Origin of the sequence: Arthrobacter sp. HMWF013 (assembly GCF_003061105.1) — a bacterium.
In the GTDB taxonomy this organism is placed as follows: Bacteria; Actinomycetota; Actinomycetes; order Actinomycetales; family Micrococcaceae; genus Arthrobacter.
Window position 1 is genome coordinate 1 of record NZ_QAIQ01000106.1, and the last position, 23,161, is coordinate 23,161.

Annotated in this window: 20 protein-coding genes; 10 read left to right on the top strand and 10 right to left on the bottom strand. The window is 65.4% G+C overall.

Going from position 1 to position 23,161, the window contains the following annotated elements; all coding sequences use genetic code 11:
- Positions 1–379: 379 nt before the first annotated feature.
- From DBR22_RS05025 to DBR22_RS05050, 6 genes are all read right to left on the bottom strand, one after another.
- Entirely contained in the window at positions 380–1,297 is a 918-nt protein-coding gene (locus DBR22_RS05025) for a dihydrodipicolinate synthase family protein (RefSeq protein ID WP_108598070.1), read from the bottom strand.
- 37 nt (positions 1,298–1,334) lie between these two features.
- A complete protein-coding gene (locus DBR22_RS05030) occupies positions 1,335–2,141 on the bottom strand; it encodes an ATP-binding cassette domain-containing protein (protein ID WP_108598071.1) in 807 nt (268 codons plus the stop codon).
- Positions 2,138–4,282: a dipeptide/oligopeptide/nickel ABC transporter permease/ATP-binding protein gene (locus DBR22_RS05035; protein WP_108598072.1), complete on the bottom strand. Its 2,145-nt coding sequence runs from the start codon at positions 4,280–4,282 to the stop codon at positions 2,138–2,140. The genes DBR22_RS05030 and DBR22_RS05035 overlap by 4 nt, the downstream gene beginning before the upstream one ends.
- 3 nt (positions 4,283–4,285) lie before the next feature.
- A complete protein-coding gene (locus DBR22_RS05040) occupies positions 4,286–5,242 on the bottom strand; it encodes an ABC transporter permease (protein ID WP_108598073.1) in 957 nt (318 codons plus the stop codon).
- Positions 5,243–5,353: 111 nt separating this feature from the next.
- On the bottom strand, positions 5,354–6,979 hold the full coding sequence (locus DBR22_RS05045) for an ABC transporter substrate-binding protein (protein WP_108598074.1): 1,626 nt from the start codon (positions 6,977–6,979) through the stop codon (positions 5,354–5,356).
- A 176-nt stretch (positions 6,980–7,155) separates the two neighbouring features.
- The gene (locus DBR22_RS05050; protein ID WP_108598075.1) at positions 7,156–8,877 is read right to left on the bottom strand and encodes a sialidase family protein; all 1,722 of its coding nucleotides are present in this window, start codon (positions 8,875–8,877) and stop codon (positions 7,156–7,158) included.
- Between the two features lie 67 nt (positions 8,878–8,944).
- Between DBR22_RS05050 and DBR22_RS05055 the strand changes: the two genes are divergently transcribed.
- Positions 8,945–9,901, top strand: a complete 957-nt coding sequence (locus DBR22_RS05055; protein WP_108598087.1) for a carbohydrate kinase family protein — start codon at positions 8,945–8,947, stop codon at positions 9,899–9,901.
- Positions 9,902–9,912: 11 nt separating this feature from the next.
- Here the strand turns inward: DBR22_RS05055 and DBR22_RS05060 are convergent, their stop codons facing one another.
- From DBR22_RS05060 to DBR22_RS05070, 3 genes are all read right to left on the bottom strand, one after another.
- A complete protein-coding gene (locus DBR22_RS05060) occupies positions 9,913–10,284 on the bottom strand; it encodes a LapA family protein (protein ID WP_108598076.1) in 372 nt (123 codons plus the stop codon).
- Between the two features lie 100 nt (positions 10,285–10,384).
- Positions 10,385–11,104 (bottom strand): cache domain-containing protein, encoded by a 720-nt coding sequence (locus DBR22_RS05065; RefSeq protein WP_146187394.1) that lies wholly within the window; start codon positions 11,102–11,104, stop codon positions 10,385–10,387.
- A 1-nt stretch (position 11,105) separates the two neighbouring features.
- Positions 11,106–11,879, bottom strand: coding sequence for a FadR/GntR family transcriptional regulator (locus tag DBR22_RS05070; protein ID WP_108598078.1), 774 nt, complete (start codon positions 11,877–11,879; stop codon positions 11,106–11,108).
- Between the two features lie 500 nt (positions 11,880–12,379).
- Here DBR22_RS05070 and DBR22_RS05075 point away from each other — a divergent pair, with 500 nt between their 5' ends.
- The 9 genes from DBR22_RS05075 (at position 12,380) to DBR22_RS05115 (ending at position 22,101) form a co-directional block, all read left to right on the top strand.
- A complete protein-coding gene (locus tag DBR22_RS05075; RefSeq protein ID WP_108598079.1) occupies positions 12,380–13,321 on the top strand; it encodes a transporter substrate-binding domain-containing protein in 942 nt (313 codons plus the stop codon).
- 42 nt (positions 13,322–13,363) lie between these two features.
- Positions 13,364–14,371 (top strand): amino acid ABC transporter permease, encoded by a 1,008-nt coding sequence (locus DBR22_RS05080; protein WP_108598080.1) that lies wholly within the window; start codon positions 13,364–13,366, stop codon positions 14,369–14,371.
- A 2-nt stretch (positions 14,372–14,373) separates the two neighbouring features.
- On the top strand, positions 14,374–15,198 hold the full coding sequence (locus DBR22_RS05085) for an amino acid ABC transporter ATP-binding protein (protein WP_108598081.1): 825 nt from the start codon (positions 14,374–14,376) through the stop codon (positions 15,196–15,198).
- Between the two features lie 47 nt (positions 15,199–15,245).
- Positions 15,246–16,304: a proline racemase family protein gene (locus tag DBR22_RS05090; protein WP_108598082.1), complete on the top strand. Its 1,059-nt coding sequence runs from the start codon at positions 15,246–15,248 to the stop codon at positions 16,302–16,304.
- 180 nt (positions 16,305–16,484) lie between these two features.
- Positions 16,485–17,870 (top strand): protoporphyrinogen/coproporphyrinogen oxidase, encoded by a 1,386-nt coding sequence (locus tag DBR22_RS05095; RefSeq protein WP_108598083.1) that lies wholly within the window; start codon positions 16,485–16,487, stop codon positions 17,868–17,870.
- Positions 17,871–17,910: 40 nt separating this feature from the next.
- On the top strand, positions 17,911–18,813 hold the full coding sequence (gene dapA, locus DBR22_RS05100) for a 4-hydroxy-tetrahydrodipicolinate synthase (protein WP_108598084.1): 903 nt from the start codon (positions 17,911–17,913) through the stop codon (positions 18,811–18,813).
- A gap of 3 nt (positions 18,814–18,816) precedes the next feature.
- Positions 18,817–20,310: an alanine/glycine:cation symporter family protein gene (locus DBR22_RS05105; protein ID WP_108598085.1), complete on the top strand. Its 1,494-nt coding sequence runs from the start codon at positions 18,817–18,819 to the stop codon at positions 20,308–20,310.
- Positions 20,311–20,335: 25 nt separating this feature from the next.
- Positions 20,336–21,829: an aldehyde dehydrogenase family protein gene (locus tag DBR22_RS05110; protein ID WP_108598086.1), complete on the top strand. Its 1,494-nt coding sequence runs from the start codon at positions 20,336–20,338 to the stop codon at positions 21,827–21,829.
- A gap of 2 nt (positions 21,830–21,831) precedes the next feature.
- Positions 21,832–22,101, top strand: a complete 270-nt coding sequence (locus tag DBR22_RS05115; RefSeq protein WP_181365032.1) for a hypothetical protein — start codon at positions 21,832–21,834, stop codon at positions 22,099–22,101.
- Between the two features lie 115 nt (positions 22,102–22,216).
- On the opposite strand, the gene DBR22_RS05120 is transcribed toward DBR22_RS05115, so the two are convergent.
- A partial coding sequence (locus DBR22_RS05120; RefSeq protein ID WP_108598088.1) for a glycerate kinase occupies positions 22,217–23,161 on the bottom strand: 945 nt, incomplete at its 5' end.

A 23,161-nucleotide genomic window follows, 5' to 3' on the forward strand; every position in this document is an offset into this window, starting at 1 on the left:
CTGCTTGGGCCTTCGCAATAAGGGCAGAAACCAGCGCCGCCGTAGCATCGAGAATCGCCCCGCCACCATCCCGGTTCAGCGTCGGAATGGTCTCCGAAAACAGCACCTCACCGTCCGCCGAAACAACCCCGGCAGCAGTCTTAGTACCACCAAGGTCCACACCGATCGCGTACTGCATGTCTGTCCTGTCTGGTTCGTCGTGTCGGGTCTGCCAGTCCGCGGCCTTGCCGGCGCTTAGACACCTCCCGCCAGGCACCTAAGTGCCCCGCTTGCAGCGCTGGACATGGTTCTTTTGTGTAGGTTGCGTCAGAGCGCGAGGAACGAGCGCAGCAACCGGCAAAAGGAGCATGCCCAGCGCACCCAACCCAACCACGACTGACTAAACGAGCCCGTTGCGTTCCAGGATGACCTTGATGGCGGTCGTCTCGGTCTCGTTGAGGGACAGCATGGGCACGCTCATGGTGTTGGACTCGATGATGCCCATGATCTGGAGGGCGGTCTTGAAGGCGCCGAGCCCTGCTGCGCCGCCGGAGACGCGGCCGTTGGGGGTGTAGACGATCTCGAAGAGGTCGGCCAGGCGGTCCTGTTCGCGGACTGTGCCGGCCCAGTCGCCGGTCTGGGCGGCGTCGAACAGGCGGCGGTAGCCGGCCGGGTCCACGTTGCCGAGCCCGGGGACCACGCCCTGGGCGCCGCCGAGGAGGGCGCCGTCCACCACCACTTCGTGGCCGGTGAAGATGTCGAAGTCGGGGATATCGCGGGCGGCCAGGAGCAGCTGGCGGAAGGAGACGTCATCGCCGGAGGAGTCCTTCACGCCGGCAATGACACCGTCGCGGCCCAGACGGACCAGGAGGTCTGTGGGGAGCTTGAAGTGGGTGCGGACGGGCACGTCGTAGGCGAAGATCGGCTTGTCGATCGCAGCGTGGATGTCGCGGAAGTGGGTTTCGGTTTCCGCCACGTTGCCGATCGCGTAGTACATGGACGTGACCACGATGGCGTCGGCGCCCAGGTCGATGACCTTCCTGGCTTCCTCGATCACGCGGTGGGTGGTCTGCTCGTTGGCGCCCACGATCAGCGGCACCGCGCCGGCGTTGGCGTCGGCGATGGTGGAGACCACGAGTTCACGCTCGGCGTTGGTCATGTAGGGGACCTCGCCTGATGAGCCCAGGACGAAGAGTCCGGACACGCCGCCGTCGAGCAGGTGCTTGGTGACGTTCTTCAGCGACGCGGTGTCGATGCTGCCGTCGGCGTGGCGGGGGGTGACGACAGGCGGGATGACGCCCTGGAATTGGGTAGACACGTGAATTCTCCGTTGGTTGGAACTGATGAAGGGGAAGCTAGATGTGCAGGAGGCTCGGGGCGGCGCCCAGGAGCTTCTTGGTGTAATCGTTGGTGGGGCTGTCGAAGACCTGTGCGGCGGTGCCCTGCTCCACGATCTTGCCGAAGTACATGACGCAGATCCGGTCCGATACATAGCGGACGGTCTGGATATCGTGCGAGATGAACACCATGCCCAGGTTCAGCTGGGTCTTCAGGTCCGAGAGCAGGTTCAGGACCTGCGCGCGCACCGAAACGTCCAGGGCCGACGTCGGCTCGTCCGCCACGATGATGTCCGGATCCAGGGCCAGGGCGCGGGCGATCGCCACACGCTGCCGCTGCCCGCCGGAAACCTGCGACGGCGTGACCTCGGACGCGGACTGCGGCAGGCCCACGAGGGCCAGCAGTTCCTTGACCTTGGCCGCCCGCGAAGCTGCGGTTCCGATGCCGTGGATCTGCAGCGGGTCCGTCAGGATGTCCTGGACGGTCATCCGCGGGTTCAGCGCGGTGGCCGGGTCCTGGAAGACAACGGACACGGAACGGCCGAATTCCTTGCGCATCGCGGCGTTCCGCTTGATGGCGGGCCTGCCGTGGAAGAGGACCTCGCCCGACGTCGGGACCTGCAGTCCCACCAGCACGGAGGCGAGGGTGGACTTGCCGCAGCCGGACTCACCCACGATTCCCACGGTTTCGCCGCGGCTGATGGTGAAGTCGACGCCGTCCACGGCTTTGACGATGTTGGGGCGGAAGAGCCCGCCGCCGCGTGCGTGGTGGTGGACCTTGACGTCCTTGAGCTCGATGACCGGCTTACCGGTGGATTCGCTCACTGTGCATCCTCCTTCAGGTGGCTTGCCCAGTAGTGGTCGGCATCCCCGCCTCCGGCGGCACTTACGGATGTCAGGACCAGCTTCTGGTCCGGATCGGCGTCGGACCGCAGGGAGCGCGGAGCGAAGCGGTCACCGGCGGCGAAGTCGCGCGGGGATGGGACGGTGCCGGGGATCTGGTGCAGCCGGACGGCGTCGGCCTCGATGGAGAGGACGGCACCGAGCAGGCCGCGGGTGTATTCGTGTTGGGGGTTCTGCAGGAGTTCGGACGCCTGTGCTGATTCCACCACCTGGCCCGCGTACATGACCGTGATGCGGTGGGCCAGGGAGGCTACCAGGGCGAGGTCGTGGCTGACGAAGACCATGGCGAAGCCGAGTTGTTCGCGCAGGTCGTTGAGCAGGTCCACCACCTGTTTCTGGACGGTGACGTCCAGGGCGGTGGTGGGCTCATCCGCCACCACGATCTTCGGCGAACGGGACAGGGCCATGGCGATCAGGACGCGTTGGCGCTGGCCGCCGGAGAGCTCATGCGGGTAGCTGGCGAGTGTCCGCACGGGATCGAGCTTGACCAGTTCCAGCAGCTCGGTGGGGGTTTTGCGGCCGCCGCGCTTGGTCAGCTGCTCCAGCTGGTCCTTGATTTTCATGGACGGGTTCAGGGAGCTCAGCGCGTCCTGGTAGACCATGGCGATCTGCTGGCCACGCAGGCCCTCGTAGGCCTTGATGCTGCTGTGCTTGGTAGACGGATCCAGCAGTTCCTTGCCGTCGAAGGTGATGGACCCGGTAACCTGGGCGGTCTTGGGCAGCAGGCCCATGACGGCCAGGGAGGTGATGGACTTTCCACAGCCCGATTCACCCACCAGGCCCATGGTTTCGCCTTCGCGGACGGTGAAGGAGACGTTGTCCACGATCGCGGTCTCGCCGAAACGGCCGGGGAAGCGGATGGACAGGTTCTTCACTTCAAGGACGTTCCGCGCGCCAACCGGGACCTGGGGGAGGCGGTCGGTGCGCTTGGCCTCGATGGCTGAGAGCAGTTCGAGTTCCTTGTCCAGTAACAGGTGCGGGTTCGCCGCGGCAAGCTTCGGATCGGCGAGGACGGCTGCCTCGGTGTAGCGCTCTTCGGTAAGGACATCACCAAAGGCGGCGCGGACGCCGTCGAGCTCGTGCTCCTCCACCACCGAAGGCTGGGCCACGGAGGTCGCCACCTGGGTATCAACAGGTTCGACGGCGGCACCCACCGCAGCGCCGGCAACAACAGCTGCCGAGCCGTCGTCGTCCTTCACGGTCACTGCCTTGCGCAGCTTCGGGTTCACCATGGCGTCGGTGAGGCCCTCGGCAAGGATGTTCAGAGACAGCACCGTCAGCAGGATGGTCACACCGGCGAAGGTGGTGGCCCACCAGCCGCCGGACAGCACCAGGTTGCGGCCGTAGGAAATCACGTTGCCCCAGGACGGCGCGGGGTCCTGCACGCCGGCGCCCAGGAAGGACAGCGAGGCCTCGAGGATGATGGCGTCGGCCACCATGACCGTGGCGAACACCAGCACGGGGGCTGCGGTGTTGCGGACGATGTGCTTGAGCAGGATGTAGAAGCGGCCGGCACCGATCACGCGCTCGGCGCGGACATAGTCTTCGCCGTACTGCGACAGCACGTTGGCGCGGACCACGCGGGCCAGCTGCGGGGTGTAGATGATGGCGATCGCAATGATGATGGTGGGCACGGAGTTGCCGAAAGCGGCCAGCAGGACGGCCGCCAGGGCGATGCCCGGGAATGCCATCAGGATGTCCATCAGGCGCATGATGATTTCGTTCACTGCCTTGCTGGACGTCGCGGCGAGGGACCCCAGCAGGGCGCCGACCAGGATGGCCAGGATCACGGCGCCGAGGCCGATCATCAGCGAGGACTGGGCGCCGAACAGCAGCCGGGAGAAGATATCGCGGCCCAGCCGGTCGGTGCCGAAGAAGTGCTCAGCGCCCGGCGGGGTGGCCGGGATGAACGTTTCCAGCGGGTCATGCGGGGCGATGACCGGCGCGAAGACGGCCGCCAGGACGATCATGATGAGGAAGAGAAGGGCGATGCGGGAGCCCCAGGGCAGGGCCTTGAAACGGATGCCCGGCGCACTCAGCCGGTCTGCGAGCTTGCTGCGCATGAGCTATACCGTCCTGATTCGGGGGTTGATGAGCAGGTAGAGGAGGTCCACCACGATGTTCACCAGAACGAAGGTGACGGAGATGGTGAGCACCACGCCCTGGACCAGGTTGATGTCCAGGTTGGTGATGCCGTTCAGGATCAACTGGCCCATGCCGGGCAGGGCAAAGATCATTTCAATCACGACGGCGCCGCCCAGCAGGTAGCCCACGCGCAGTCCCAGCACGGTCACCGGAGTGACCAGGGCGTTGCGGAGGACGTTCTTGGAGACCACTTCGCCGTAGGGGACGCCGTTGCCGATGGCGGTGCGGACGTAATCGCGGTCCAGCTCCTCCACCATCGAGGTGCGGACCACCCGGATCAGTGACGCCGAAACAGGGATGCCGAGCGCCAGGGCCGGGAGGGCCATGGAGTTGAGCCAGCCGCCGAAACCGGATTCCGGCGTCGCGATGCCGCCGGAGGGGAACAGCGGGCTGGCGCCGAGGGCGAACCACTGGATGAGCAGGATGCCCAGCCAGAACGACGGCGTGGCGATCGCGGCGATCGAGAAGACGCGGACCAGCTGGTCCTGCCATTTATCGCGGTACAGGGCACCGAGGATGCCGAAGACCAGGGACAGGACGATCGCGATGAGGACGCCCAGGAAGGTCAGCTGAAGCGTCAGGGGGAACGCCGAGCCGATCATGGATGCCACCGATTTTGCCGGCGGGGTGGTGACGCCGAGATCGAACCGCAGCAGCTTGGCGAGGAAGCCGAAGTACTGCACGATCAGCGGATCGTTCAGGCCGTTTTCCTGGCGGTACTGCTGTTTGGCTTCTTCGCTGGCGCCGTCGCCGAGGGCCGAGCTTGCCTGGTCGCCGGGAGCTGCCTGCAGGACGAGGAAGACCAGCAAGGTGATGCCCAGGATCATTAATGGCAGTGCTGCGAGTCTGCGGCCGAGCAGACGCAATATCGTGACCAATGTGTTCTCCGGTGTGTGTGGGGTGCTGCAGATCCTGTGTTGCGGGCCTGCCCTGCGTGCTTCCCGGGGGGATCAGGGGCGCAGGGCAGGCCTCGCAACGCAAGGGGGTGCTTAGGCGGTGCGTCCGACGTCGATGAAGGACATGCCGGTGGTGGGCAGCGGCTTGAAGCCGTTGAGCTTCTTGTCGTCCCAGGCGCTGGGCAGCTGGCGGTGGAAGATCGGGTAGAGCGGGAGTTCCTCGGAGATCAGGTCGACGATTTCGCCGGTGATCTTCCTGGCATCTTCCTTGGCAGCCTGGGAGCCCTTGTTCATCAGCTCCTGCAGCTGGGCGCGCTCCGGGGCGGTCCAGTAGGCTCGCTTTTCCATCCAGGTGGCGCCGGAGTAGAACCAGCTCAGGAGCAGGTCCGCGTCGTTGCCGAAGACGGAAGGGTCACCCGGGGCTGCAACCACCGAGTAGTCGCCGGCGCCGACGCGGTCGGTGTACAGGGCGCCGGACTGGATGCTCTTGACGGAGACCTTGACGCCCGGGATCTTGTTCCACGATTCGAGGATCAGCGGGGCAACGTCCTTGACCCAGGCGGTGTCCGTGGTGAGCAGCTCGAACTCGAGGCTCGTCACGCCGGCTTCCTTCAGCAGCTCTTCGGCCTTCTTGGCGTCGTAGCCGTAGACGTTCTTGGCCTTGACGTAGTCCGGGTGGCCTTCCTGGAAGTAGGAGCTGGCGGCCTTGGCGTTGCCGAACAGGGCCTTCTTGATGATGGCGTCCTTGTCCAGGCCGTAGTGCAGGGCCTGGCGGACCAGCTTGTTGTTGAAGGGCGCCTTGTTGCAGTTGAACATGAGGAACATCAGGCCGAAGGACTGGACGGATTCGACCTTGACCCTGGACTTGAGGCCGTCGATGTCCAGGTAGGGGACGTCCTCGATGGCCTGGACGCGGCCGGACTGGACGGCGGTGACGCGGGCTGCGGCGTCGGAGAGCAGGAGCCAGGTCATGCCCTTGGCGAGTGCGGGCTTGGGCCCGTTGTAGCCGGCGAAGGCTTCGAAGACGATCTTGTCGTCCTTGACGGCGGAGATGAGCTTGTACGGGCCGGTGCCTACGGGCGCGGCGTCGAAGGCCTTCAGATCGGTGGCGAGGGCCTTGGGGACGATCTTCACCACGGAGATGCGGGGGCCGAAGCCGGGGAACGCGTACTTGAGGGTGAACTCGACAGTCTTTGCGTCAACCGCCTTGACGTCCTGGATGAACGGGATGAACTGGGAGAACAGCGACTTGTTCGCGGGGTCCATCACCCGGGTGAAGGAGAAGACGACGTCCTCGGTGGTGACGGGGGAGCCGTTGTGGAAGGTGGCGCCGTCGCGGAGGGTCACCTGGTAGGTGGTGTCGGTGACCTTCCTGGGGTCTGCCGCCGCCAGCGCGTTGTACGGTTCGCGGGTGGCCGGGTGGAGCTCGATGAGGCCTTCAAAGATGTGCAGGTTGGCGGCCATCGGGGTGGCGCCGGACGAGCTGAGCGGGTCGAAGCCGGTGGAGAGGGCGTAGGAGATGCCCGCTTCGATGGTGAGGTCCTTGTTGACTGCCGCGGCGCTCGCTGAGCCGCCCGTGGTGGTGGTGGCTGCCGGACTGCCGCAGGCGGCCACTGAGGCGGTGAATGCTGCCGCGGCGCCCATGGCGCCGGTCAGCTTGAGGAAATTCCGGCGGCTGGCGTCGTTGACCAGCGGCAGGTTCTTGGTGGTTACATTCATGAGGGCCTCGCCATTCCAGAAGGTTTATCGGATGTAGGACGTCCGAGCTCGTAGGATGACTGTAAGCGCCATCACAGGTCCGCGTCAAGCGGCCGCCGGTTCCAACGCTCTCTCACGTACCGCACGTTTTCCCCGGACGCTCTCTCCCTTAATGCGGGTTTTGGGTCAACGCTCTCTCAGTGCGACTCACTGATGCCACCTATGCGGGTGTCAAGCCTGAAGGCCCGACGGCGGCGCACGGCACGCCCGTCACAGGCGGCGGCCACCCCGAAGGTCACTTCCGCGAACCCGCGTGCCACATCAGCTCCGGTGACGGTGTAGGCGGGGGTGAAGTAGAGGACTTCCTCGCCTGCGCCCAGATCGGCCGGCGGAAAGACCTCCGAGCCGGGACCTGAAAGCCCGACGCCGATCAGGGGCAGGGTGCCTTCGTTGCGGGCCCTGCCGGTGAACGCGAGGATGTCCCCGGCCTTGTAGCCGGGAATGATGGGGCCGTAGTTCAGGTCCTGCGCCTCCCGGGTGCCGATGACCTGCGCCGCCTCAGCCGAGTAGCCCTGCCCGATTTCCTTCCAGGTGTGGACGCCCCAGCCGTCGCTGCCGGACGGCACCACGTGGAACTCCCCGGCGTTCTGCCAGACCGCCGGGCGGCCGGGGGTGATGGAGCGGAGTTCCATGTCGAAGACCAGGGTGGGGGACACCTGCTGGACGGCGCCTGAGTGGGAGACTGCCGCGACCCCAGGCGCGGCGCCGGCCCTGTCCTTGGTGAGCTGTCCGACCAGTTGCTCCGCCGGGACCGACGCGAAGACGATTTCGCGGTACCCCTGCCGCTCGTAGAGGACGCCGATGTTCCCGTCGGGAAGCCGGGCCGCCGTCGAATAGGCGGAGCTTCCGGGGCACAGGACCAGCTTCGCGGGCCAGCTGCGGCCGTTGTCGGGGGAAAGGCTCAGGACTGTGTTCCGCCGCAGCGACGGATCGTGGTTGTTCGTGGCCAGCAGCCAGGTGTCTGTCGCTTCGTCGGCGAACGAGCCAACAGTGGGCAGCCCGTCGAAGCGGACCAGCGAGCCGTTGTCGCCCGGGTCCGGGAGGTCCCCGACGGGAAGCAGCGCACCCCAGGTGGTCCCGCCGTCGTCGGATATTGCGGCAAGACGGCGCGGTGTACCCCGGCTGTGGAGGAGAAGCCGGCCGTCTGAAAGTGCAGCTACCTTGTTCTCGTTGGGGCTGAAGCCGTGCGTCCCGGCGCCGATGAGCTCCCCGAGGGTCCAGGTGTCCCCGTGGTCGTCGCTGTACGCGGATGCGGCCATAATTGCACCGCCCGCCAGGACAACAAACTGCTGCACCAGCCGGCCGCGGAAGGGGCCGGTGTGGATCTGGATGCCCTGCCCCGCAGCGGCAAAAATCCCGGTAATTTCCGGTTCGTCCGGGCGCGGGGACGGCCGCAGCTTGAGCTGGGCAGTGATTCTGCGGTGGTGCCAGGTCAGGCCGTCGTCGTCCGAGAAGCTGAGGTCGCAGTGCTGCACCGAGTCATCAGGCTCCAGCCCGGCCACCGCCTCGAAGAAGCCCGCCCGCGTGCCCGCGGCGTGAAACAGGAAGATGCGGCCGGTCTCCAGGTGCACCAGGAGGCTCGGATCGCCGTAGCCATTCAGGCCCTCGCCGGTCCGCACCACCTGCTGGGGGCCCCAGGTCCGGCCGCTGTCCGTACTGCGGCGGAGCAGGAGGTCGATCGGGTTGGGCAGGTCATCCAGGTTGGGGCGCCCATCGTAGGCGGCCAGCAGCGTGCCCTCCCGGGAGACGGCCAGGGCCGGGATCCTGTATTGGCGGTAGCCGCCCGTGCCCCGGGTGGCGAGCACATGTTCGACGTCGGGCACGGCAGCCGTCATCGGCCGGAGGACATGGGATGTCATATCTCCATAGTAGGCGAAGCCCGCTTCCCACAATGCCTGGCGGCGGCTTCTCTGGCAGAGTATGACCATGCTCACTGTTATCGGCGAAGGCCTTGTTGATGTTGTCCAGCGCGCCTCCGGGATCGAGGCCCATGTGGGCGGCAGTCCCCTGAACGTCGCGGTGGGCCTGGCCCGGCTCGACCATCCCGTGCAGTTCATCGGCCGCTACGGCCGCGACGCCTACGGTGATTCGGTGGCGGCGCACCTGCGCTCCAGTTCGGTCATGCTGCCGCTGGGCCCCGATGAGCTGCCCACCAGCGTGGCCACCGCCCTGATCGACGACGACGGCGCCGCCACCTACACGTTCGACCTCGCCTGGGAGCTTCCCGGCCTGGCGGACCGGCTGGCGTTCATGCTGCAGGGAACCACCCTGCTGCACACCGGTTCCATCGCCACGATGCTGGCGCCGGGCGCCGCAGACGTGCTGGCCGCCGTCGAGCACGCCCACCCGGCAGCCACTATCAGTTTCGACCCGAACTGCCGCCCCAGCATCATCACCGATGTGGACTATGCGCGGCGGCAGGCGGAGAAGTTTGTCACCTTGTCAGACGTGGTCAAGGCCTCGGACGAGGACCTTGCATGGCTCTACCCGCGCGCGGATGTACTGGATTCTGCCCGCCGCTGGCTGGCCCTGGGCGGTTCGGAAGGGCCTGCCATGGTGGTTGTCACGCGCGGTGCGGCCGGCCCGTGGGGTGTCACGGCCGCAGGTGAGGCGGAGTATCCGGCCCCCGGAGTGGAGGTGGCTGACACCGTGGGTGCCGGGGATTCGTTCATGGCCGCGCTGCTCTCCGGGATTGTGGACCGCGGCCTGGATGGAGCCCAGAACCGGGAGGAACTGCGGGATCTCCCGGCCGAGGGCCTGGCTGAGCTCCTGGCCCACGCATCCAAGGCTGCCGCCATCACCGTCTCGCGGCCCGGTGCCAACCCACCCACCCGCGCGGAGCTGAACGCTGTCCCGGAGGAACACGCGGGCGCGGGGGAGTAGCCCGGGCGGCGCTATGCGCCGGTGGCGTTGCGGCGTCGTTTTTCGTTGCGGCGCAGTTGGAGGATGCGGGCACCACCGGCGATCGCTACCAGGATGCCGCCACCGACGGCTGCGATGAAGAAGGCCACGCCCTGGGCAAGCCGGCCCTCAAAGCCGAGGAATTTCACGGCCACCATGTCCTGGTTCTGGATGAAGAAGATGATCAGCAGCACCAGCACCACCAGGCTGACAGCCACGGCACTCCAGATGACGGCAGCCCGGGTGACGCGGTGAGGCGCGGACACGCCCGCTGGCTGAGGAACAGGTTCCGCGCGCTGGGCCGTCGGCGCGGCATCCGGGGCCGGGGGTACAGCAGCGGGCGGCAGGGGCTCTTCTGTGCTCATACCGTCATTGTCTCTCCGGACGGGTCATTTCGCGGGACCTGCGGGAGTTGGCGGTTGCGGCGGAGCGCTCGCTGTCAGCCGTAACTGTCCGCGCCCGCTGTCAGCCGTCGAGGGTGATGAGCTTCCACGGCAGACGGGCGGGGACCTCGGGCGAGACGTCCGTTGAGGAGGTGGCCCGCTGCAGGTCTTTGTCCAAGAGCAGCGTGCCTGTAGCGATCCTGGCGTTGTTCGAGGCAATGACCCGGCCGTTGGGGCCCAGCAGGACAACCGCCGGATCACGGAGTTGGAGGGCCCGAAGGAAGACGCCCTCAAGGTTTGCCAGGGTCAGATCGCATCCCAGCACGTGGATTCCCTGGGCGGTGGGAGCCGGTACGCAGAGCGTGATGATGCTGCTGTTGATGCCCCCGAAGTCCACGTAAGGCCCAACGGCTACGGGCCGACCGGTGGTGGAAGGGAGCTTGAACCATTCACGGGTGGTGTAGTCGTAGTAGTTCAGTGACTCGGGGTTGAGGTCGTGGGTGACGAACTTCGGCTCACCTTTGGGCTGCCCGCGCCACCATTCCAGCCAGTGCGGCGCTTCCGGGAGGCTCCCGGGGGCGTAGGCAATTCCTGCCCCGACGATGAGGGCGGAATGCAGTCTGATGAAATTGGCCAGGTCCTGCTTCAGGAACAGGAACTCGCCGCGGCGGGGGATGCCGGGCGCTGCGTTGGCGGCGGCGGTGACTGCGGCGCCGATCTTCTCAAGGTCGGCAAAGACCCCGTCGATGCTCGAGGATATGGCGCCGGCGGTCCGTTCAAGGGCCTCTGTCAAAGGTTCCACGTCACGCACCTTTGTCAGGCTTCATCGACAGCCTCAGATGCTGCTCAATCAGGAATTCCATCTCACTGCGGCTGTGGTGCTCCGCGGCACGGGCTGCTGCGTCGGCATCCCGCGCCCTGATCGCCTCGACGATCGCCAGGTGCTGTTCCACCAGCGAGTCCCCGCTGCCCGGGAGGACGGGCACGCCCCACCACAGGGTCATCAGTTCAGCTTCAAGCTGCAGAGCCGCCGAGGTCAGCCTGCTTGACTGTGCGGCAATGCTGATGGCCACGTGGAACCTGCTGTCCATCCGGCGGCGGGCCCGGTCATCGATGGTGTCCCGGTGGAGCTGAACCAGGCCCTGCAGATGCTCAACGTTTTGAGGATCGGCGCGGTCGGCGGCCAGACGGGCGGACATTGAAGCGATGGCGGCCCCCAGATCCCCGAGGTCCCGGAGGGCTTCCGTGCTGGTTTCCTTGAGTTTGTGCTGCAGTTGTGTGTCTGTGAGCTCGATCTGCCGGCGGATAACGCTCCCGCCACTGCGGCCCCGGCTCGTTTCGATCAGGCCTTTGGTCCGCAGGGCAGCAAGGGACTGGCGGAGGGTAATGGGCGAGATACCGAGTTCCGCGGCCAGTACGGACTCCGTCGGCAGGCGATCGCCCTCGGTGAGGATGCCCATCAGAATGGCGGTTTCGAGCTGATAGGAAACCTGCTCGGCCCGCCCCAGCCCTTCCGGCTCACTTCCCCGCAGCAGCAGGAGCAGGTCCAGGGCGCGGGTGGAGAGGGCAACGCTCATTTCGGAGCCCCTCCTGACGCTGGTACACGGGAGCGGGCGGCCAGCCCAATTTCCCTATTACCTTGAATCTTTACACATTCAGAGACCCTTAGTCACTGTTGCGAGCCTACAGGCCGGCAGACGTGCCCCGAGACGGTGACGCCGGGCTTCACCACACCCCGGCCGCTAAAACATATATCCCTAAACTATTGTTTTAAAGTCATTGCTGTGATGTACTTCATATACCCCGTCAAGGGTGATGGACCAATCAGTCTCCAGCCGATCCTGGGGACTCCGTCCGGAGTTGTGAATGCTTGTCCTCCTTGCTTTGCCGCTGCATCGTTGTGCCGATACCGCGGCAGCTGTTGTGTACCACTTCCCGTTGAAGCCCCCTGATCCACTTCCCCCAGCGTTGGTATCAGGGCCTGACATGAGCCGGGCAGGCCTTCGGCGGATTCGCCCGGGCCGCCCCCGCTATCTCTGGCCGCTGACCAGCAATAAACCCCACCTCAGGAGAACCCATGAACTTCCGCCCATCTGCCCGCGTGATGCGCGGCACCCTCACGGCGAGCATTCTTGCCACCGTCCTGCTCGGCGCGTCTGCATGTGGTTCATCCCCGCAGGCCCAGCCTGCCGGGGGTGCGTCCAGCGTGGATTCCGCCCCCAGCGTGGACGCCGCACTGGCCGAAATGGTGCCGGCCTCGGTCAAGGGGAAGGGGACCATGACGGTCGCCGCAGCGGTCTACGCGCCGGCGGTTATGGAACCTGTCGGCGGCGGCGAGGTGACGGGCTGGGATATCGAGCTCACCCGCAAGGCGGCCGCCCTGCTCGGCCTGAAGGTCGAGTTCAAGATCATTCCGTTCGACGGCGTCATCCCCGGCCTGCAGGCGGGCCGCTTTGATGCGGCGACGGGGGAGATCAACGTAACTGACGAGCGGACCAAGGTGGTCACCTTCGTCACGAACCACGTCTCCAAGGACGAGTTCATCGTCAAGGCCGGCTCGGACAAAACCAGCTTTGACAAGCCGGGTGACGTCTGCGGACTGAAGATCGGGGCCTCCTTGGGGTCCTCAGAGGCGGCCACCGCCCAAGCCATGGCCGACGAATGCAAGGCGTCAGGCGGAGCCGAAACCACGGTGGAGACTTTCCAGACGCAGGCACAGGTCAACCTTGCCCTCAGCCAGGACCGCCTCGACGCGTGCCTGGCCAGCGGCAGCCAGGCCGCCTACACCGTTGAGAACACCAAGGGCCAGTTCAAGTTGGCCAAGCTCGGCTTCGGCCCGGAGATCAAGACCGGCCTCGCCCTGGCCAACAACGCCGACACCGCGCAGCTGGCCAAAGCCTTCCAGGCCGCCACCGACAAGCTGATCAAGGACGGGGAGCTTTCCAAGGTCCTGGACGACCTCAATGGTGGCCTTGGTGCGGTAGACAAGTCCGAGATCATCCCGAATCCGGGCAGCTGACCCACTGATGGCGTCCTACGGAATCGAAAGGTAATAGTTGCCATGGAAAGCGCTAAAGCAACGTCGCATTCGCAACATACGGAGGCTGCCGGGGGCGCCTCACCTGCACTGACCCCCGATCAGCAGACCCTGGCGAAGGAAACCGTCCCGCTGCGGCATCACGGCCGGACGGTCGCCGCCGTCCTCCTGTTGCTGATCGTCGCCAACCTCGTCCACTCGATGGTGACCAACGAGAACTTCCAGTGGGCCACCGTGTGGCATTACCTGTTCTACCCGGAAATCATGGCCGGCCTGGGGCGCACGCTGATCCTGACGGTCGTGAGTATGACCATGGCGATCCTGCTGGGCATCCTCCTGGCTGCCTGCCGGTTGTCGGAGAACAAGGTTCTTCAGGGTGTGGCCGGCGCCTACCTCTGGTTCTTCCGGGGAACGCCGCTGCTGATCCAGCTCATCTTCCTGTACAACCTCTCCGCCCTCTACCCGCGCCTCGGCCTTGGCGTACCGTTCGGCGGACCGGAGCTGGTGGGTGGCCCCACTAACTCGGTACTGACCCTGTGGACGGTTGCCTTGGTAGGCCTCGCGCTCCACGAATCGGCCTACATGGCCGAGATCGTGCGTGGCGGCTTGCTCTCGGTGCCCAAGCACCAGACCGAAGCGGCCGCTGCGCTGGGCATGAACAACCTCATGGCGTTCCGGCGGATCATCCTGCCCCAGGCGCTGCGGGTGATTGTGCCACCCACAGGCAACCAGGTGATCGGCATGCTCAAGTACAGCTCACTGGTCAGCGTGATCGCGCTGCCTGACCTGCTCTACTCCGCGCAGATGATCTACACCCAGACCTTCGAAACCATCCCGCTGCTGATCGTGGTCTCGTTCTGGTACCTGCTGTGCACGAGCATCCTGACTGTATTCCAGCAGCGCATCGAGCGCTACTACGGACGCGGCGTTGCCGGTCATCAAAGCACCGCCAAGCGGGGCCGGATAGGCCTGGGAGGCCCGCGCAAGCGCGTTCGGACAACCTTGTCATCAACCACTGCAGAGGAGGGCTAGCCATGACCACCACCCCCAGCACGGAATCCCTGAGGGATAAGTCCGGGCCCATCGTAAAGATCGTCGAACTGCGCAAGAGCTTCGGTGACCTCGAGGTGCTCAAATCCGTCAACCTGGACGTTTATCCCGGTCAGGTCGTAGTCATCCTCGGCCGGTCCGGATCGGGCAAGTCAACAATGCTGCGATGCATCAACCACCTCGAAAAGCCTTCAAGCGGCGCCGTGATGGTCAACGGTGAAGTGGTGGGCTACCGGGTCAAAGGTGAGAAGCTCCACGAGTTGCGGCCAAACGAGATTGCACGCCAACGGGCGGCAACGGGCATGGTTTTCCAGTCATTCAACCTGTTCCCCCACCTGACGGTCCTGGAGAACCTGATCGAGGCGCCGTGCCGGGTCCTGGGGAGGCCGCCGAAGCAGGTCCGGGAGGAGGCGATGAAGCTGCTCCGCAGTGTGGGGCTTGCCGAGAAGGCGGACTTCTATCCCAGCACCCTCTCCGGGGGCCAACAGCAGCGCGTGGCCATCGCACGGGCCCTGGTCATGAAGCCGTCAGTGATGCTGTTCGACGAACCCACGTCAGCACTCGACCCCGAGCTCGTCGGTGAAGTCCTCGAAGTCATGAAGGAGCTGGCGCGCAGCGGCATGACCATGATCGTGGTCACCCATGAGATCGGGTTCGCACGTGGCGTCGCGGACGAGGTCGTCTTCATGTCCGAGGGGCGGGTCGCAGAGCAGGGTCCGCCGTCGCAGGTCATCGACAATCCCCAGGCGGAGGCAACCAAGACCTTCCTTCGCAGCCTCAACGAACGCCGGGACACCCCGGTTCAATGACCGCCCTGCCCTGACAGGGGATTTATCTGCACGTCTGGAGAATCTGAATGCGGTTCAGCAAAGTGTTCAACGTCGTTGGCTGCCACGTTGGCGGCGAAGTCTGCAACGTCGTCGTCGGCGGCGTCGGAGACGTGCCCGGGAACAGCATGTTTGAAAAGCGCCTTTACCTCGAGCGGGAACGCGACGACATCAGGCAGCTTTTGCTGAAGGAACCCCGGGGCTCGATGATCCGGTCGGTCAACGTGGTCCTTCCATCAACTGACCCGGCCGCCGCCATGGGCTACGTCATCATGGAGGCGGAGGAATACCCGGTCATGTCCGGCGGTAACACGATCGCCGTCGCCACGGTCCTTCTGGAGACGGGCATGGTGCCGATGCAGGAACCTGTCACGGAGCTCACCCTGGAATCCCCGGCCGGCCTTATCCGGCTGCGCTGCGAGTGCCGGGACGGCAAGGTGCTCAGTGTCCGCTTCACCAATCAGCCGGCGTTCGTCTACCAACTGGACGCCCGGGTCGAAGTGCCCGGCCTTGGAACCGTCACCTTGGACGTAGCGTGGGGCGGCATGGCCTACGCCATCATCGAAGCCGGGAGCCTGGGGTTTGACCTGGTGCCGGACGAGGCGCGGGACCTGTGCCTGGTGGGCCAGCGCATCAAGGCTGCCGCCGCGGAACAACTGGTGACGGTCCATCCGGAAAACCCGGCGTTCGCCGGGATCACCAATACCGAGTTCACTAAGCCGCTGCGGCGCCAAGGCGACGTCATTTACTCCCGGAATGCCGTCGTCGTCTCTCCTGGACGAATTGACAGGTGCGCCTGTGGGACGGGGACCTCCGCGCGTCTCGCTGTGATGCACGCCCGTGGACTCATTGTTCCCGGAGAAAAGTTTGTTCATGAGTCTCTGATCGGCAGCCGGTTTGAGAGCACCATCGAGTCGTTGACGCGCGTGGGCGGCTATGACGCCGTCGTTCCGAGCGTGGCTGGCCAGGCGTGGATCACCGACATGTCCCAGGTTGGCCTCGACCCGACCGACCCTTTTCCGCTGGGGTACATGCTGTCGGACAGCTGGATGCGAAGTGCCACCAGCTCAGAAAACCTATTGCATTAATCATACAATGATGTAGTATTTACCTGTGACCAGGCGCACATCACAGCAACTGATCGGCAATCTTCACTACGCCCGGCTCCACGGAACCGCCCCCAAAGCCCATGTGCCGCGTGACACACCGCGACCTTTCCGGTCGCAGACCCGGCACCCCCCCATTCCCCGTAAGGAAAGTTCAAACACATGAAAGATGTAGTCATCGTTGGCGCTGGACTCGCCGGTCTTTCGGCCGGTTGGCGGCTGCGTCACTGGGATACGCTCCTGCTGGAATCGGCAGAAAGGGTTGGCGGGCGGATCCGCTCCGAACGCCGGGGTGCCTACTGGCTGAACTGGGGAGGACACGTCTTCGCGGGCGCAGGCTCCTCCACCGATTCGCTGCTCAATGAAGTGGGCGTGACGGCCGTTCAGATCCCCGGGTCCCTCCAGGCCCTGTCCATGAACGGCAAGTTCATCCGCAAGGGACATATCGCCACCTACCCGCTCCGCATCCCGATGTCCCTGTCGTCGCGTATCGACACGCTGCGCGCCGGGCTGAAGGTTGTCAGCGGTGTTGCCAAGTACACGGGCGTCGTCAGGAAGCGTTCGGGGGAATCCGGATCCATGCGCCAGCAGCGCATCTACGACTTCGAGAACGACAACTCGTTCCTGGACTTCATCGGAAACCTGTCCGACGACGCAGCCGCACTGTTCAAGACCACCGTCACGCGTTCCGCCGGTGACATGAACGAGATTTCTGCCGGCGCCGGAATCGGCTATTTCAGCCTCGTCCTCGGTATCGGACAGGGGCTCAGCCAGGGCATCGTCGGCGGTCCGTCCACGCTGACGGAATCAATCGCGGTCTCGCTGGGCGACCGCATCCAGCTCGGCGCCACCGTCCAGGAAATTGTGCACAAGAAGGACTCGGTGGTGGTCCGTTACAGCCAGGGCGGCGTGGACCATGAAGTGGAAGCCCGCACGGTTATCCTGGCCACCACGGCTGATGTGTCCCACAAGATCGGCGTGGATCTTCCCGAGGATCTTCGCGGGGCCCTCAGCCAGATCAAGTACGGCCCGCACGTCAGCACTGCCTTCCTGACCAACGAGACCTCGGCCCGGCCCTGGGACGACATCTATGCCATCGCAGCACCCAAACGCTCGTTCGCCATCGCCCTGAACCAGGCGAGCATCGTCCGCGGCTCGGAGTCCGTCCGGAAGCCCGGCGGCAGCTTCATGACCTTCTCACCGGCCAGCCTCGGCCGCGCACTGCTGGAGAAGAGCGACGAAGAAGTCATCCAGACCCACCTTCGCGATCTCGACCAGGTCCTGGGCCACGGATTTGCCGGAAGCGTTGTCGAGGCCCAGACCGACCGGTGGAAGGTTGCTTCCCCCTACTGCTTCCCCGGCCGCGCCAAGCTCCAGTCCACGCTGATGAGGGGGACCGAACGCGTCTTCCTGGCCGGCGACTTCCTGGGAACCCTGTACACCGAAAGCTCCATCACCACCGGCTTCTCGGCCGCCCAGGAGGCCGCCAGTGTGCTGGCCACCCAGCGCCAGGCCCCCAACCATTCCGGGATCTCCGTGGCCGCCTGAGCCAGCGTCCCACCAGATCGTACTGAAAGAGGAAACAGACATGACCAAAGCACTCAGCGGCGTACTCACCGCATTGTCCACCCCGTTCAACCAGGACGAATCCATCGACGTTGCCACGTTGCGGCGGATTGTTGACAGGTCCATCGAGGCCGGGGTCGACGGCGTTGTGGCAGCAGGCTCCACCGGTGAAGTCGGGGCCCTCTCCTCCGAGGAGCGGCTGCTCCTGATCCAGACTGTCATCGAGCACACCAACGGCCGGGTCCCGGTCATTGCCAATACCGGCGCCACGTCCACCGCCGAAGCCATCCGCCTGTCAAAGGCAGCCGAAGAGCTGGGCGCCGATGTGCTGATGCTCATCACGCCCTACTACGAGCCGCTCTCCCTCGAGGAAACCGTGACGTACATCAAGGACGTGGCCGGCGCCGTCGAACTCCCGATCATGCTCTACAACATCCCCGCCGTCACCGGCGTCAACCTGGACCCGGCCACGGTTCGCTCGCTGGCCGAGGAAGTGGAGAACATCCGCTACATCAAGGACTCCAGCGCCAACTTTGAACAGGCACTCCAGTTGATCCACCACCACAGTGATGTCATCGGCACCTTCATCGGGTGGGATGCCTACATCTACAGCGCGCTTGCCGAAGGTGCCGCCGGTGTTATGGCCGGCACGGCCAACGTCGTGCCGGATGAAATTGTTGCTGTCAGCCGGCGGATCGCCGACGGTGACCTCACGGGGGCCCGCGAAGTGTGGAAGGCGGTGTACCCCGTGATCGACGCGCTCCTCTCTGTACCGTTCATCCCATCGGTCAAGGCCGGCCTGTCCCTGCAGGGAATTCCGGCCGGTCTGCCCCGGCGCCCCACTGCCGACCTCACCCCCGAGGACCTCGGGCGTGTCCGGAGCTCCCTGGCTGCCCTGTCCCACCTCACCCAGAAGACCGGATAAGCGGTGGGCGGCATCGACTTCGCGGAGCTCCTCACCGTCATTTCCGACGCGATCTGGGCGCCCATGGCCTACGTCGTGCTCGGCCTGGGCGTCGCCTACTCGGTAGCCACCAAGGGCGTTCAGTTCAGAAGGATCCCCGACATGCTGCGGCAGCTCAGGGAGACCAATGACAGCAGTGAAGGACTGTCCTCATTCCAGGCGCTCGTCCTCGCGCTGGCCAGCAGGGTCGGCGTCGGGAGCATTGCCGGTGTCGCCACCGCCGTCAGTGCCGGCGGGCCCGGTGCCCTCGTCTGGATGGCCGTCACGGGCCTGGTCGGGTGCACCGTGGGCTATGCGGAGGCCACGCTGTCCCAGGCGTTCAAGCGCCAGGTCCTCGATGAAGACCGGCGCAAGGCCAACGAGGATATCGGCGGCATGCCGTACTACATCAAGTACGGCCTGAAACTGCCGAAGATTGGCGCGGTGGTGGCCGTCCTCGGCGTGATCGGCTACGGCTTTGTCTTCCCCGGTCTGCAGGTAAACACCATCGCGGCCAGCGCGGAGCATGCGTTCAACCTGCCCAGCTGGGTTCCCGCCATCCTCGTCACGGTGCTGATCGGCCTGGTCATCCTGGGCGGTACCACCCGGGTGGTCAAGGTCACCCAGGGGCTCGTGCCCGTCCTCGCCATCGGCTACCTCGTCCTGGCATTGGCCGTCATCTTCACCAACCTCTCCAAGGTTCCCGAGGCAGTTGTCCTGATCTTCCAGTCGGCCATCGGCGTGCACCCGATCCTCGGCGGCATCGCCGGCGCGGCTGTTGCGTGGGGCGTGCGCAGGGCGGTGTTCGCCTCATCGAACGGCCTGGGCGAAGCCACCTTCGCGGCGGCCGCGGCCCGCACGTCCCACCCGGGCAAGCAGGGCCTGGTCCAGACGTTCAGCATCTACATCGATGTGCTGCTGATCTGCATGGCCACCGGGCTCATGATGGTGGTCTCGGGCAAGTACAACGTTTCAGACGGTTCAGGAGGCTTCCTGGTCAACAACCTGCCGGGGGTCCCCGTCGGCGCCAACTGGGTCCAGGAATCCATAGACACCCTGGTGCCTGGCTGGGGAGCCGGGTTCGTGGCAATCGCGGTGCTTCTCTTCGGCTTCACGTGCCTGCTCGCCTACTTCTATGTTGCAAACTCGAACCTTCTCTACCTGCTGGACGGGAAGAACGGCCATGCCTGGAAGACCATCCTCAAGATAGGAACCCTGGCGATCGTGTTCTTCGGATCCGTGGTGGACGCCGAGCTCATGTGGGCGGCGGGCGATATCGGATTGGGCCTGATCGCATGGGTCAACCTCATCTGCCTGGCGTTCCTGTTTCCGCTGGTCCGCAAGATCTACCTCGATTACGAGCGCCAGCGGAAGCTGGGGCTGGACCCTACCTTCGATCCGAAGGCGTTGGGGATCGAGGGAGCCGACTTCTGGGAACACCAGAACGAAAAAATACCCGTTTCGACCAAGTCTCCGTAGCTAAAGACAGGACAGAAGGAAAATCATGACCACGTCAGAAACAGCATTGTTCGCCGTCCGCAGGGCCGGGGAGATGCCTGCGCCTTCCCTTCCTCCTTTCGGCCAGTTCATCGGCGGGGCGTTTGTCGCGTCGAGTTCGGCTGCAACCGTTGATGTGGAAAATCCGGCCACGGAAGAAATCCTCATGCAGGTGCCCGCGGGCTCCGTCGAGGACGTGGACGCCGCCGTCGCGGCTGCCGTTGCGGCCAAAGCGGCGTGGGCAGCAAAGACCCCTAAAGACCGTTCCACGGTCCTCCTCCGTATTGCGGACATCATCGAAACCAACCGCGGACTGCTTGAATCCCTGGAAGCCGCCAACACCGGGAAACCGGCAGCCGTGGCCGAAGACGACATTTCAAGCGCCATCGACACCTTCCGGTTCTCGGCCGGTGCGGCACGTGCCTTCACCGCGCCCGGGGCAGGTGACTACGCGGAGAACCACACCTCGGTGATCCTCCGCGAGCCGGTGGGCGTGGTCGGCGTGATCACTCCGTGGAACTACCCGCTGCTGATGGCTGCCTGGAAGATCGGCCCGATCCTGGCGGCCGGCAACACCATGGTGCTCAAGCCCTCGGAGCAGACGCCGCTGAGCACGCTGAAGCTTGCCGAGCTCATCGCCGGGGAAGTCCCGCCCGGCGTCCTGAACATCGTCACCGGTTCCGGGCGCGTGGTGGGCAACCGGATTTCGGAGCACCCGGACGTGGACCTGGTGGCCATCACCGGAAGCGTCGGCAGCGGCCAGAAGGTCGCAGCCAGTGCGGCCGCAACGGTCAAGCGCGTGCACCTGGAGCTGGGCGGCAAGGCCCCCGTGGTGGTGTTCGACGACGCCGACCTGGAGGCGGCCGCGAAGGGTGTCCGTGAAGCGGGGTTCTGGAACGGCGGGCAGGAGTGCGGCTCGGCGTGCCGGGTCCTGGTCCATGAGTCGGTAGCGGAAAAGTTCACCGAACTGCTGGTACGCGAAGTGGGCGAAATCTCCGTCGGAGCACCCGGCGCGGGAGCCGACGTCGAAATCGGTTCGATGATCTCCAAGGCCCACTACGAGAGGGTCCTCGCGGCTCTCGAGGACATCCGCAAGGATGGCCTGACCATCGCCGTCGGCGGCAACGCCATGGAGGGTCCCGGCTACTTCATCGAACCCACGGTGGTGACCGGCGTGCCTGCCGGAGCCGCCATCACCAGTTCGGAGATTTTCGGTCCCGTGGTGTCCGTTGAGACTTTCAGTACGGACGATGAGGCCATCACGCGGGCCAACGAGACCATGTACGGGCTCGCCGCATCCGTGTGGACCACGGACAGTGCCCGTTCCCTGTCCGCACCCCGCCGGCTCGACTTTGGCACTGTCTGGGTCAACTCGCACCTGGTCATTGCCAACGAAATGCCCTGGGGTGGCTTCAAGGGCTCAGGCTACGGCCGGGACCTTTCCGTGTACGCCCTGGAAGACTTCTCCCGCACCAAGCACGTTATGTACAACCACGGCTGAGCATGGACCTGCGACGCGTTACCGACTGGACGCTCCTCACGGGAGCCATCGTGGAGATCCGGCAGCTGGGCAGCACCGTCAGCGGTGGACACGTTGATGCGGTGACCGACGACGGGAAGATCCTCTGGCTCCGTCCGCCTGCGGGGAACCGAAGGCTCTTCGAAAAAGCTGAGTTCTATGAGGCCTGGGCGGCGGAGGACCGCGATGGCTTCCACTACGAAGTGACGAAAGGCCTGGACAGTGCACCGGACAGTCCCATGCCTGCGCAGTAATTACCAGGAGGCAGGGATCCTCAAGGGCCGTCGCCGGAGGTGGCGCCACGCAGGAACGCCCGCCCGGGCTACCCCCGGGCGGGCGTTCCTGTTCCTGTGAGCGGTGGCAGCCGGCTTACAGGAGGCTTGTTCCGATATCCCGTCCGATCCGGCGGAGCAGGGCCCGGGAGAGCTCGGAATCCTTGGAGGAGTCCTTGTCGGTGTACTCGGCCAGGGTGTAAACGCGGGTGAGGGACATTTCGGACCACCGCTCCCTGGCGAGGAGGGAACGGCCGGCGACGGCGATGATGGGCAGGGCCCCTGAACGGCGGGCGACGGCGGCGGGCAGCTTCCCGGCCAGGGTCTGTTCGTCGATGCTGCCTTCGCCGGTAATCACGATGTCGCAGTTGTCCTTGCGGGTGTTGAAGTCCAGCAGGTCCAGGAAATAATCGGCGCCGGAGACCTGCGTGGCACCCAGCAGCAGGCAGGCGTAGCCAATTCCGCCGGCGCTGCCGGCACCTGCGTGCTCCGCCAGTGCGCCGGAGGCCGTAAAACCGGCCTCTTCCATCGTGGCGACCAGATGTTCCAGTCCCGCCTCAAGTACCGTGACGTCCCCGGGTCCGGCACCCTTCTGCGGTCCGAACACCGCGGCGGCGCCCTCGGCTCCGAGGAGCGGGTTGTGGACGTCACTGGCGATGACGAACTCAGTGTCGGCCAGTTCGGGCAGCATACTCCGGTGGACGGTATGGATCCGGACAAGGGTCCGGCCGTTGCCGTAAAGTTGGCGCCCCTCGGCATCGCGGAAGCTGTAGCCCAGGGCGGTCAGCATGCCCATGCCTCCGTCGGTGCTGGCGCTGCCGCCCAGGGCCAGCACGATCCTGGCCGGGTTGAGGCTGAGGGCGAACAGGACCGCTTCACCGAAACCGCGGCTTGAGGCGTCGAGCGCCTCAAGCCTGCCGTCCGGCAGCAGCCCGAGCCCGCAGGTGTTGGCCACCTCGACGACGGCGGTGACGCCGTCGAACGCGATGCTCGCCTGAACGGGCTGGCCGGTCGGTCCGGCCACTGTGTAGGTGCGCCGGGC

Excerpts from the sequence above, each read along its gene's own strand:
- DBR22_RS05035 (WP_108598072.1), bottom strand. The coding sequence starts at position 4,282 with ATGCGCAGCAAGCTCGCAGACCGGCTGAGTGCGCCGGGCATCCGTTTC.
- DBR22_RS05045 (WP_108598074.1), bottom strand. The coding sequence starts at position 6,979 with ATGAATGTAACCACCAAGAACCTGCCGCTGGTCAACGACGCCAGCCGC.
- DBR22_RS05050 (WP_108598075.1), bottom strand. The coding sequence starts at position 8,877 with ATGACATCCCATGTCCTCCGGCCGATGACGGCTGCCGTGCCCGACGTC.
- DBR22_RS05055 (WP_108598087.1), top strand. The coding sequence starts at position 8,945 with ATGCTCACTGTTATCGGCGAAGGCCTTGTTGATGTTGTCCAGCGCGCC.
- DBR22_RS05060 (WP_108598076.1), bottom strand. The coding sequence starts at position 10,284 with ATGAGCACAGAAGAGCCCCTGCCGCCCGCTGCTGTACCCCCGGCCCCG.
- DBR22_RS05070 (WP_108598078.1), bottom strand. The coding sequence starts at position 11,879 with ATGAGCGTTGCCCTCTCCACCCGCGCCCTGGACCTGCTCCTGCTGCTG.
- DBR22_RS05075 (WP_108598079.1), top strand. The coding sequence starts at position 12,380 with ATGAACTTCCGCCCATCTGCCCGCGTGATGCGCGGCACCCTCACGGCG.
- DBR22_RS05080 (WP_108598080.1), top strand. The coding sequence starts at position 13,364 with ATGGAAAGCGCTAAAGCAACGTCGCATTCGCAACATACGGAGGCTGCC.
- DBR22_RS05085 (WP_108598081.1), top strand. The coding sequence starts at position 14,374 with ATGACCACCACCCCCAGCACGGAATCCCTGAGGGATAAGTCCGGGCCC.
- DBR22_RS05090 (WP_108598082.1), top strand. The coding sequence starts at position 15,246 with ATGCGGTTCAGCAAAGTGTTCAACGTCGTTGGCTGCCACGTTGGCGGC.
- DBR22_RS05095 (WP_108598083.1), top strand. The coding sequence starts at position 16,485 with ATGAAAGATGTAGTCATCGTTGGCGCTGGACTCGCCGGTCTTTCGGCC.
- dapA (WP_108598084.1), top strand. The coding sequence starts at position 17,911 with ATGACCAAAGCACTCAGCGGCGTACTCACCGCATTGTCCACCCCGTTC.
- DBR22_RS05110 (WP_108598086.1), top strand. The coding sequence starts at position 20,336 with ATGACCACGTCAGAAACAGCATTGTTCGCCGTCCGCAGGGCCGGGGAG.
- DBR22_RS05115 (WP_181365032.1), top strand. The coding sequence starts at position 21,832 with ATGGACCTGCGACGCGTTACCGACTGGACGCTCCTCACGGGAGCCATC.